At 58.2% G+C, this 12,105-nt stretch carries 7 protein-coding genes and 1 tRNA gene; 2 read left to right on the top strand and 6 right to left on the bottom strand.

Annotation, left to right across the window (positions count from 1 at the left end; translation table 11 throughout):
• Positions 1–16: 16 nt before the first annotated feature.
• Complete coding sequence (locus tag LB568_RS31590) at positions 17–640, bottom strand: hypothetical protein (RefSeq protein ID WP_224732229.1); 624 nt, start codon at positions 638–640, stop codon at positions 17–19.
• A 46-nt stretch (positions 641–686) separates the two neighbouring features.
• Positions 687–7,337, bottom strand: coding sequence for an NACHT domain-containing protein (locus tag LB568_RS31595; RefSeq protein WP_224732230.1), 6,651 nt, complete (start codon positions 7,335–7,337; stop codon positions 687–689).
• Between the two features lie 254 nt (positions 7,338–7,591).
• On the opposite strand from LB568_RS31595, the gene LB568_RS31600 reads away from it, so the two are divergent.
• Positions 7,592–8,212 (top strand): hypothetical protein, encoded by a 621-nt coding sequence (locus LB568_RS31600; RefSeq protein ID WP_224732231.1) that lies wholly within the window; start codon positions 7,592–7,594, stop codon positions 8,210–8,212.
• 120 nt (positions 8,213–8,332) lie between these two features.
• Positions 8,333–8,704: a hypothetical protein gene (locus tag LB568_RS31605; protein WP_224732232.1), complete on the top strand. Its 372-nt coding sequence runs from the start codon at positions 8,333–8,335 to the stop codon at positions 8,702–8,704.
• 150 nt (positions 8,705–8,854) lie between these two features.
• Here the strand turns inward: LB568_RS31605 and LB568_RS31610 are convergent, their stop codons facing one another.
• The 4 genes from LB568_RS31610 to LB568_RS31625 all read right to left on the bottom strand — a co-directional run bounded on the left by LB568_RS31610 (position 8,855) and on the right by LB568_RS31625 (position 12,105).
• Positions 8,855–9,268 (bottom strand): hypothetical protein, encoded by a 414-nt coding sequence (locus tag LB568_RS31610; RefSeq protein ID WP_224732233.1) that lies wholly within the window; start codon positions 9,266–9,268, stop codon positions 8,855–8,857.
• A 132-nt stretch (positions 9,269–9,400) separates the two neighbouring features.
• Positions 9,401–10,243 (bottom strand): DUF3883 domain-containing protein, encoded by an 843-nt coding sequence (locus tag LB568_RS31615; protein WP_224732234.1) that lies wholly within the window; start codon positions 10,241–10,243, stop codon positions 9,401–9,403.
• Positions 10,244–10,357: 114 nt separating this feature from the next.
• Positions 10,358–11,713 carry a hypothetical protein gene (locus LB568_RS31620; protein ID WP_224732235.1) on the bottom strand — a complete coding sequence of 452 codons (1,356 nt, stop codon included), beginning with the start codon at positions 11,711–11,713 and terminating at the stop codon, positions 10,358–10,360.
• A gap of 315 nt (positions 11,714–12,028) precedes the next feature.
• A tRNA-Met gene (locus tag LB568_RS31625) sits at positions 12,029–12,105 on the bottom strand.

A 12,105-nucleotide genomic window follows, 5' to 3' on the forward strand; every position in this document is an offset into this window, starting at 1 on the left:
ACAAAAAAGCCAGAACTCAATACGGCACATCAACCACGGCACCCGGCTCACGATCCGCGAGCCCCCAAAATCGTGTCACCGCGCGCATATAGCGGGCGAAGTCCGCATCCGACAACTGAATGCCCTCGCTCAGGATGGATTGCTCTTCGGATTTTGTGGCAATTGTGTTGTCGGCATATTTCCATAAATGAGGGGCAAGCTGACGCAGCTTTTTGACGGCGCGCCCGTCACCATGCCGCACCACGTTCGCCACAACATGTAGTTCCCCAATTGTGCTCCCTACTTCCCCGGTTTTCAGATCGAGACTGTGGCGTTCCGCAGTTTCTTGGATAAGTGGGTCAAAGAGAACAGCAGCCACTCGCGCACGCTGACTTTCAGGCACGTGCACCCGCACCCAGATTCGGAGCTGCCGTTCAAAAAGACCATCAAGCGTAAGCGCAAAGCAGCGCCGCGCCTCGAAAGCAAGCAAGTTCGAGGTGTGCATTTCGGCGTGATCGAGAAACTCAGTCATGGATACGCAGGGGCCACTTGTCCTGACGCCGCCATGGATTGGCAAATTGCCCAGCGCTGGACGCACGACGCGGCTATAGAACCGGTCGAGGTCGGCTTGAAAAATCCGTGGCAGCAAATCCTGGGGCATAGGCGTGGCCTAAATCCATAGTGGGCGCGTAATGGGCTCTCCCATTTCAGACTTTCTTGTCCGCCGATTTGGCGCGATCCTGGGCAAGGGCATCGAAGCGGGTCTTGAGGTCGTAGCCGGAATTACCCAGCTTCCGAACCACTTCTCGGTCGGCATCCACGGGCTCAACGATCTGCACGGCACCGGTATTATCGATGGTGGCGGTCAACCATGAATGGACAAACTTGCTGCTGGAGGTTTCGTCATCGCCGTACCTGTTTCCCTCAATGTAGAGATCAAGCTTTACGAGCAGCAACAGGCTGCAATCCAAACTTCTTAGAACCTCCAACAGAAATGCCGTGTCACATACAACGGCGGTTCCCTCCTCGGCTTTCTCAGCCTGTCCATCACCGCGACGCATTCCCCAGGCATCGGCGGAGTAAGCGCGTTTTCCCCCTGGCATAAGCCAATCGGCGGACCATGGGTCTTTGCTTGCCGCCGCAAACTCGGTGTTGATCGCCATGGTCAGACGAGGGCGTTGGATCGCCGCGTCAGACCCATAGGGGTCGTATTTATCGAGTTTGGAGTAAGCCTCCCGCCGGCTTATCCACACTTTGCACGGGGTGTTCTCGTCGTTCCCAAAATCCCCGTCCTCGTCCTCGCCCTCATATGCCCGAAGAGATGGCAGGTACAAATTGTGTTCAGAAGCGGCGCCGAGGGCGACGGCAGCAAGCTCGACCTCACCTTTGGGAACAAGGGCGGACATAATATTTACACTGACGTTATCCGGCGAACTCCACGAGCCCGCGACCAGAACGCTTTGGCCGAGCGGGCTACCGATCTCGATGCCGGCGAGGTTCAAAAGCGTGCCTTGATCGCTGGTCGGCCGCGACTGTTTCGATGTTCCATCCGAAAGGTCGTCGCACGCCCGCGCTGGATATGGGCCAACACCGTCCGAAAGCCAAAGACCATCGGGGCGCGTAACGCGGTAGTCCTTTAGCCAGTCTTCCCATGACTCCTCGTAGCGCTCCAAGCGTACGACCGGGCGCTCAAGAAAAAGCTCGCCACCCGCCAGAGCCCGCGCATGCCACGCCAGATAGGTGCCGTAGCTGTGGAAACGATCATCGGTTCCCTCTCGGTATCCGTCTGATCCCCGGCTGGGTTTTGATCGACCGGCAAAGTCATACATCGATGATGAGTCCGGCGACATCGTTCGGATCCAGCGGATACACCTGTCGCCCGCCTCCCACTGAGGCATCCCAAACATTCCACCAAGGTCCGTAATCTTGTACTTCTCAAAATCATATTCAAAATTGAAATCCGGCTCAGGCTTGGGCACATCATTCGGCCGATCCCACATCCTGGTCGCCACGTAGGAACTCTTTTTGGCCTTCGGGAACTTTGATTTATGAACGGCCGCAATCTTTTTGAGCGTATCCTTTGCAGCGGCGCTCCTCGACTTCCCGAGGCAAATCTTCAAGGTGCGCACCGCTACATCGCGCAGGCCGACATGAGGAAATGCGTCATCAAGCGCAATGGCTTCCAGTCGCGCGGCATAAGCCGCGATTTCGTTCGGAAAATCGAGCGCGATACGCGCGACAGCGAGCAGGAACCAAAACTTCGCATGCAGGACAAAAAACGGTAGCTTCTGGTCCTGAAAAGCACCTGCATCATGCGCGCCAAGCATGTCAAAGAGTTTGGCAATGACAGGCCATCGCCCCAAACGCGCACAACTGCGCACGACGTGGGCGGCTCGCCAGCGGGATTTTGCTTCAGGTGAGCCAAGGCAAAACCAGATCAGGCCAGCAACAGTCGCGTCGGGATCGTCGCCAGGATCGAGCCCTGCTCCCCAAGGGCCGTCACCTACATCGTCGGCAAGGCGCCCGGCGGCATCGTCAAGCATTCGCTCGAAAGCGAGTTTGGGAACAGATGGGGCCGCCGAGGCCGAGACCAGGCTCGCAAGATTGAGCCAGGTGGTAGCCGCTGCCCGTAAATCTCTCGACGTGGCTTCGGCAACAAGGTCAATCGCCAGCTCAATTCGCGGCGCGCCTGTAAGCTCCGCAAGCTTGTTGAGCTCCCAGTTAAAACCCCACTCAGCGCTCATCAGCTCATCGGCGTGCGCACTTACGAGGCGCTTGGCGAGGTTGCCAACACCTGCGAGCGCGCTCGGTGAATCGGAAAGCCAAGCCTCCTTTGTTGCCTTCAGCAGCTCGTTTTTTGCGAAGAGGTCGAGATTGCGCATATTTGCGATAGCAACGATGTGCCTGTCACGGTCTGCATAGGCAACTTGCGAACGCAACCGATCAAAGGCCGAGAGCTTTTCAATCAGAGCACCGTCGAAGGCATCCATTTGCTCGACCAGCGTTTCAACGGACGCGCTGTCTAGGGGATCGGTTGCCGTGATCGCCGCATTGATTTCCACACGGTTCTGCTTCTCCTGCTCGCGCCGGATGTTGTCCGCTGGACCAGGCATCTCGCTGGATGACGATGTACGGTTCCTATCGACCTGCCGGTGGGCGGAAGCGCTCCGCTGAAGCGCGTCTAATCGTGGCGCCAAGGCGGCCAGAATATCCGCCTTGCGTTCCAGCACAGCACGAATTTCTGCTAAATACCGAGGATCCCGCCTCGTTGGATACATTCTCTCAAACTGGTTCAGAAGCTCGTGGAAAACGGCTACATCGCTGGTTCTCTCCAAAACGGCATCGAATAGGTCACGCCATCCCCAGTCCCACATGGTGATGGGCTCGACCAATTCCAGCAGCAGAGTGCCATCGATAGGCGCTAGCCGTCCGTCCCGCACGAGAAAGCTAACGGCTGCCGGAAGCGTATATTCGAGATCAACTTTATCGCGGTCATGCCAGCGCGCTATTTGCGCGAGGTACTTTGTTCCCCATATCCGGGAGAAAGCCTTTGCCGTGAGAGGCCAGGGAAATTTGTCTGAATCGTAGTTGTTAAGTTCGCAAATCTTGGCCAAGCGTAGGGCAATGGCCGGATTAACCGGGTCGCCCCTCAGCGACGCGGCAAACGCGAGCAGTTCGTTTATAAAATCGTGATCGCCGGAGCCGATCGCATCAAGTTCCGTGAGGCCGCGCTTAAAAAGAAACCCCGCTTCGGTCCGGTTGGCTGGCAGAATGGCGCGCGCCAAGCGCGCAAAGAGGTCGGCGCGCTGCTGAACATCGTCTTCCAGTTCGATTACTTTGATCGCGGCCACAGCGGCCCGCCCCGCATGCGAATGGCACTCCGGGACTCTCGAGAACAACGTGATAAAATCAATCCAGAGATACGCGGGCACAAAGGCGCACCGGCCAAGACATGTTTCCAAGCGATCCGCTGCCTTTGGGTCGATAGGCAGGATCGTTTCGAACAACTGCAATGCACAGGCGCTGTAGAGTTCATCAATGTATCGTGCCGCCTCTTGACGCCTCCAAGCATCCTTCTTCGAGGCGTCCTGTGCAGCAGCCCACGTCTCGAAAAACGTGACCGTTGCGGTTTTTCGATCTTCCGGCGTTCTTGCGCGCAGCAACTGGACGACGACTTGGCCGAGATCTAACGCTGGAACGACACGCTGGCGGATTTTGTCAGAGGCATGGTGCCGTTCAGAACTCGAGAGACGCGATTTGCTTTCTTTGGCCCCTTCTTCTTCTTTGGCTTTTCTCGTGTCGTAGGGCGGATCAGCAGCCAGCTTGTCAGAGAGAAGTTTTTGTTGCGCAGCGAGATCTTCAGGAACGGCCTCACCCTCCACGAGCCGCCAAAGCTCGGCAGGAAGGCAGTCAAACAGTGAGAGCGGCCTCCCGGCCAACGCAGCGTTCACGGCTGCAACGAGGATCCAGGGAAGTACGTAGGATGTTGACCAGGGGTCAGACAATGACCAGATGTCATAGCGGCGCGTCGATGCGCGTTCGAGCAATTGCTCGGTCTCCACGGCAAGGCCAAGACGGCACGCCCGGAGAGCACACCGCAGCAGTGATGCCCGAAAGGTGTCTTCCTTGCGCGGCAAATAGTTGTCTGAATCGGTTGGCTTCTTTTGCGACACGGCAAGGCGCTGCAACAAGCGTTTTGCATCTTCGTCACTTGTGCCCGGGAAACACGTCAAAGCCGCCCCAATCAGGGCCGGCGAGGCTTTCGGGCACCGGGCAAGTTGTCCGAGATAGGTTGGTAATGCTGGAAACGTGCCAAGCGCATGCGAGATGCTCAGAAGCGAGAATAGCTTCTCCGCAATTTTGTAACCGAAATCAGCATTGAAGGAGCCGATGTATCCTGCGGCGTTCGTTTGCCTGCCATCGACCGCGAGATAAAACGGGATTGCCACATGTTCGCTGACATCGGCTCGATGCGCCGGCAGCGACCCGTCCTCTTGCTCATAACTCCAACGTATCCATTCATCAGCGGCAACCGCATGGCCGTAGGCAGCGCCGAGATCCTTGTCCGTGGTATATGCAATCGTTAGCCGGGCGTGGCGCTGGCCCGGCCAGCCGAGCCGCATTTCGAAGAGGCGGCGCAGGCATTCAGGATCGGCGAGGCCAACGACCAGATCAGGATTTTCAGCAAGGTAGGCATCGCCGCGTTCATTCACCAGCGCAAGCGAAGACAGCTCGACCAGAAGGTCGGTTGTAGCGTCGTAGTCGCGTGCTTGCGCGGCAGCACCGAGGGCCGTTTTGACCCTGACCAGCCGTATCGCCCGTTTTGCCACATCGCTATCGAGTTCAGGCGGGAACCGCGTGTCGAATGCAAGTCGCCGTAGATCGCCTACCCGATTCATTGCAGAGAGCAACAGAGGCAGCGAGCGTGCCGCGTAAACCGAAGTTCCTTGAGCGTCGCCCAGCCGGACAACTACATCATTCATGAGGCTGAGCTTGGAGCTGTATTTCCGCTTCACCAATGTCTCGGTCGGCTCGTCGCGGAAAATCAGGCCGTGCCTGGTCCGCTCCAACAGCGGAGAGAGGTCGGCGGCAAGGCTGGCGGCTTCATCCTTCGACAGCCCGAACGCAAGCGCCATTTCATCGACCGGGACAGGCGGCGGTAGCACGCCGAGCGCACATAAAAAGGCATCAATTGCTCCTGCCTTGGCGCCTTTCGCATCCGCGAGATTTATGGCGCGTTCGATCCGGTCCTCGATCAGCGCGTCAAGATGAACCTTCTCCGTGGTTAGTGTTTCGCCGGAGAGAGAACGGTCAGGTTCGATAAGGTTGGCAAGCACACGCGGATTGCCGTCGGACCGACTTCGCAGCGCTACCAGTTGAGCGGCCGTTGCATCTTTCCTCCTGGCCAAGACGAAGGCACTCGTTTCATCCAGCGTAAATGGATCGATTTTATATTCCTGGCACTGAGCCGTCCCGATAGCCAAGTCACGTCGTTCAGGCCGGGCTGTAGCAATAACAATCAACCCATCAACGGAAGGGAGATGCGAAAGGCTTTCCAGCAACTCTTTCGGAAAGGATGGCTGGTTACGCCTTTGTGCTTCATCAGCTGCGTTGTCCGCGGCGTCCATAATAATGATGAGGCGTGCGGAGGGCCTCGTCCGGCGTAGGGTTGTCAGCGTTTGCGTAAACCGCTCAATGGCGCGGCGTATGACTTCGCTGGGCTCCGATGATCCCGGCAGGATGGGATCACACAGCCCGCGACACGCGAGTTCATTGACAATGTGCATGAGGCCCCGTTCGGGCCGGTGGCGCCCATCGATGAACGACCGGTATGCGCCGCCACCGAAGCAGTCAAAAAGCAATACTTCATCGGTCGCCCCAAGCCGATTCACCAAGCTTTGCGCGAAAACAGTCTTCCCAATTCCGCCCTCGGCATGGATCAGCCAGCGCCCGGCCGATCCAACCTTGCCAATGAAGCTGCCCAGTTGAACCCGCTCTACAACGTCGCCAACCTTGGGAAATGCCTCCGGTGTCGGAAGCAATTCATCTTCGTCAGAAAGGCCAAGGGCCGCCAGAATATCCACCTTGCCGATGATGTTGTTGCCCTGCCCGGCCGTCCCCGCCTTCTTTCGAATAACGTCTTTTAACTCGCCAATGCGCGCACGTGCCAGCAGATCGCCCGAAGCTGACCAGTCGGCGATTATTGTCGCCGTGTGGCGTTGTACGGCGCCCAGGTCCTCTGCGCGGCCGACAAGTTCGAAGCGAGACAGAAATGCAATGAGTGCTTCATCCTTCAGCGTTACCGCCTCAAGAAGCTGGTCGTATTGCTTTTTGACAGCCTTGGCTTCTGGTTCGCGCCCGGCTCCTGCGGCAACAATAGCATCGGTAAGGTCGGTGGCAATCGGCCGATTGGTGAAAAGCGTGTAGCGGAGTTTTTCGCGTGTTCGCTCGGCTCCATACTTCTTTTCGAAACCGGCCTCTGCACTCGAGAATTTCTCGATGGTCTTTTTTATGTCGGAGAACCGCATACCGGTGTCGGCGCGGGAGACCGAGTACTTGAATTGGGTAATGTCGATCCGCTTGGCTTTTTCGAAATTGGGTTGCGATCCGTAAAAGAACACTGCGTCGGCGATGTCGGTGGTATCCGCATTCGCACCTTCTTCAATGTCTTTGGACAGTCCTTCGACAGCAATCCCGCAGAGTTCGTCCCGTGCGAGCAAAAGGCCGAGGGCCCGACGCGCCAGCCAAGCTTCGTGAAACTGATGCCCGTCTCGGGAAGCGCGCACGGTGTCAACGCCGCCCCGTTCCCCCGGAATCTGGCGCTTCTTTACAAGTTTCTTTGTCGAAGTTTTCGTCAAGGCATTCTCAGCTGATCGTCTCTCCCTTAACTGGGAAGTTCGCCGATTCTAATGTACGGTGATAGCCCGGCACAGAGATTTCACGCAGCCGAATGCGTTTAAGTGCCGCTGCTGTTGGATATAGGGACGATCTTTGCCTCGGTGGCTTCTTAAATCGGCAGACGCACAATTTCCCATCCGCTAGCGTATTATTGAGATTTACAGGGCAGCTGGGTCCAAAATCACCCAGTTTCTGATCCAGGAGATGACGTCCAATGGCAACTGGTTTGCCCCAAATCACACGCGAGCAAATGCTCGCACTGTTGAAACAGCAGGAAGAGCGCGAAGCACAGCAACGCGAGCTTATTCGGCAAGCCGTGGCCTCAAGCAAAGTGCCGCTGCCGGATGACCTCGCGCAAGCTGTTGTTGAGCTCAACAATCGACATGCACGTGCGATCTTGCGCGACCATGCCGGTTATCCGCTAGCGGAACGGCGGGATTCTTACCTGACCAGCCTCGCTATCATGGAGCAATGTCTTCAGGATTTGCTCGTCGCGATCTGCGTTTTTGAGCGCTCGGCACTGTCCAAAGAGTCGAATTATTTCGCATCGGGCGGAGAGGATGAATCCGGCAGGACGGAGCGCCGGATTCAGAAGGAACTCTTTGCCACAGCAAACGCGGCGGCTTCGCTGGTCGATCATGGGCGACGGGTACACAAGCTCCAGCCCCTCCCCGGCTACAATACCAAGCGCGCAGAGTGTTTCGGAACGGACGGCTTGCATGAGTTCGTCATTGGCCTTCGGGTTATTCTTTACCACTTGCAGGCGGTGGAACCTGGGTGGCTTATCGAGGGTTCGAGCAATGCGACCTTCGTGATAGACAAGGATGTTCTCTAACGCATCGTAGGCGCCTACGCGAGTGGCCTAGGCGCCGGTCTTCCCGCTATCACGGCTTATATCGACGCGTCGCCCGAACATGTCGATCTGCGGACGGTATTTCTCGACTACCGTGCCCGCATGGCCGCATTCAATGGCTGGATGAAGAAGGAACTTCAGGCCGAGAGCCTGGTCGCTCTGCGCGACTATGATGCCCTCCACAAGCGGAAGGCTGCTGCAGACCAGTGCATGTTATGGAAAGCCTTGACGGGCAACTGGCTGCGCAACTTTCCGGTGCCGCCAGATCCCCACGCTCACTTGCCGAAATACCTCACGCAGCCGCAGTTGGATGAAGTTTATACGCTGCCAAGGAATTCGAAAGAGCAGGTCGATCTCGTCATCAGGTACATGGACAAGAATGAGATTGTGGATGACGCTTTGCGGGCAGACGCCTATGAACTTTTCGCGCGCTCGCCGCCGCCCCAATCCGAACCGTTGCCTCTTCGGATGTAGCATGAACAGCGGTGGTGTTTGGTCGCCGCTGCATCTGATGTACAGCGGTCAGTGCGACAGATGTAACCGTCGTAGTCGGAGCGGGATTGAGGCCTACAGTTGGCGAGGTGGGGCATCCGAGTCGTCCGGTATCTCTTCTGCGAAACCCTGCTAAACGAACTCGACTGTAAGTCCTTCGAGTTCAATGCGATTGGCCAGCCGCACCGTCGGCCGTTGGGCCGCCGGCATTTTGCGGCTGCCGAGCCGTTCGAATACCGGCTGCGTCGAAACTTCTTCTGCCAGCCCGACAAATTCGGGTCTTCGAGCAGGCGAGCTCGGCTCCCAAGGAACGCCACCTTCGGTGCCCCTAATCCTTTCCAATAGCGGACGCAGTGCGGAGGCCGCTCCGAGCAGCAGCTGATGCCGGAAGTTGTCTTGAGCCAACAGCTCAGCAGCGTTGGGAGCAACCCGGAAGGCAAAGGCGGCTTCATCCAGGCTGCGGACAATCTCGATGATAGCCAAGCGCTCGGCGCCGCGAAAGAACTCGGCAGCACGGGCCATGTGGCGCTCACGAATTTCAGCCACTCGCCTGTCTGCTGCGGAACTCACGGTACTTCTTTCAGCGCCGGAAAAATCCCGAAGGGAATCCGAATGGTCGCGCACCGCCCGGGGAAAGGTGGCGCGCAATCAGCCCAACAATCGAGTGGGCGCTCCCGGTCATGGCTGGAAGCTCGCTCGGTAGACGCTCGCCATCAAACTCACATGGGCCTCAAGCGGCGGACTCAGTTCGAATGCCCGGGGTTCACGAGCGAAGTTCCACAGTCTCATCAGCAGCCAGTCGTTGCGATGACGGTCAGAGGCCGCCAGTTCGTTTCGCGTAATGTGGAACGGTGTGCGTTCCCAGCCATTTGTCGTCTTCACCTCAATCAGACGATCGCTGCCATCTAGGTCGAAGCTCCGAATATCATAGCCCGCCCCATCGCCATCGACGTGCGACACCCAGCGGATTTGGTTGGCAAGGTCGGTGCGTCCGGCAGCGAGCAGGCTAGTGCGCTCATGGGCGAGGATGCGCTCCTCTCCTGCACGGCCGAGCGCCCGGTTCTGGGCGTCCCGCTGGGCGATATCGTGCTTGCGGGCGATAGCGGCCATCTGCTCGGTCTCGTCGGGCGGCGGAGCATTGCTGTGCGTCGGCGGCGGGCCGATCCACAGCATCGCCTCCTCCAGTAACGCTGACTGCGGGCGGCGCATTTCGGTGCGCGCGGCGGGCGCAAGCCACTCCGGGTGACGATCGAGCCATCTCACCACGGCGTCGACGAGCGACGCCTGGAAATTAAAGGCCGGCTTGTAGCCAGGGATCCAGGTTTCTCCGAGTCCCTTGAGGACCGCGCTAACATTCTGGTGCTTGTACTCTATCGAGCCGCGCGGGCGGCCGATCGCGGCCTGGAGGAGACGATTGTGCCCGGCCTTGCTGTAGGGCTGCCCGGTGACGTCGTGACCCAGCATCGCGAAATAGTCCGCGACGATTGCGTCATTCTGTTCGTCCGACCAGTCAACGGGCATTGGAGGGGAGCTTCAACTAGCGAAGAAGTATCAAAGCTTAATCATAACAGAAACTTCCGCAGCATGACCAGTGCACGACAGCGGCGGGTTGCCTTCTTGGATATGCAAGGCCCTCTACACGTCATTTGCAAAGTACAGCCTGATCGCGTCCTGCTGCTTGCCGAGCGTGCCGTCCTTCCGGAAGCGTGTCCCGTCGACCACAAAGATGATGCCTTTCTCACTGGAGTAGACGGCCGTGCTCGTTACAGAGATGCGAACGCTGCGGCCTTGAACCTGCCCGGTCACGATATCACCGATATCGATTCCGAGGATTGATTTTGCCACTGCCGAGCGTTCGACTTCGAGTTCCGTCTCCCATTGATCCAGCTCTTCTTCGATCCGCGACCAGGCATCGCGGGCGGACCGAAACGGGCGGTCGGCGCCGAACCAGATTCTGTCGGCTAGCGCTAGGGTATCGTTGGGCACGTTTCGCTCCATCGCGCGCGCCGCTCCAGACAGCATTTCGCAAACCTGCTCTGCGTCCATCAGTGCTTGGAGCCGACCCCGGTAGGGCGCAACGGTCGCTCTCGTGATGGAAGGAGGCAGGGGTACTTCACGAGTGGGCATGTAGTCGATTGGCATGATTTCGCGCAGCGCCAATCTTGCGGTACCGATGCGCTCAGGCGGATCTTCCTCTCTCCAGGCGCGTCGCGTGCTCTCCACCCAAATTTCAGAGGCGGCGATGCAGAGGGTGCTATCCAGAAACATGCGCGAATCCGGAGTGTGGATGTAGCGGGTAGACCAGGAATGGTCAGCCGACGTCAGCGGCATCACCACATGGTGGAGCTGGTGTTCGCGAACCATGTGCACCAAAGAGGCAATCCGCTCCTGTAAGGATACGGTCAGGCGGACAAGAACGGCGGGACCGTTCCCGCTCGACCACCGGTTTCTCTGCTCGCTCTCAAACATGAGAAGCTGCGGCCGCGCGAATGGAAGCAGCTTTCCGACGAGACCCACAGCGCTTCCCTGCAGCGAATGGCTCCAGTTGGCATCGATCTTTCCCTGCTTGATCCACTCATGAGCGCGGTTTTGGATCAGTAGCAGAAGTTGCGCCGCGAGGTTCGGATCGAGGTTCGGGAGTCTGTTTCCGGTAACCGCGGCAGCGTCGACGCCCTGCGCCTTCAGGTCAGCTATCGCGGCGTTGTAGAATTGCTGTTGGAGATTGGAGAGAGTTCCGGCTGCTTGGATGCGCGCGGTCTCACGCCGGCGCCGATCGATCTCTTCGCGGAAGGCACCCAACGGTGGGCGCCGGGGACCACCTCCTGCCTGAACCTTGGCCCAATAGCCTCGGGGTGGCTTGGGGACCTGCAGGCGCCTGCAAAGCTTGGCGAGTGCCACATCGGAGATGCCGAGTTCTTTTGCGATCTCGCTGGTCGGCCTTTCCCAGACCAGCGCGAAGAGTTCCTGGCGGGAGAATTCTCGTCGTGTCATGCATGTGCCTCGTGCCGGTGCTCCCATATGTCAGTCATTGGCATCGCTTTCGAAAAAGCGATGGCGCGACCGCGCTATTGAGCGTGCAGGAGGATCGATGGGGCGAGAGACGAGAGAGTTCGTCTGTCAGCGACAGAAGGCCCTGGTGCTTTCGCTGCGGCCGGTGGCTAGCTGATCTCCACGATCGAAGATCACTGCCTTCACAGGATGTGATACTGCCGGAATGCGACGGCCGGGGGATGAGAAGTCGGCATTCCTCTTAAACGCAAAAACCGCCCCGGTCAGACCGGGACGGTTATAGATTTATGATGAAACTGGTTGCGGGGACAGGATTTGAACCTGTGACCTTCAGGTTATGAGCCTGACGAGCTACCGGGCTGCTCCACCCCGCG

The sequence above is a fragment of the Mesorhizobium sp. B263B2A genome (genome assembly GCF_020165775.1).
Taxonomy (GTDB): domain Bacteria; phylum Pseudomonadota; class Alphaproteobacteria; order Rhizobiales; family Rhizobiaceae; genus Mesorhizobium; species Mesorhizobium opportunistum.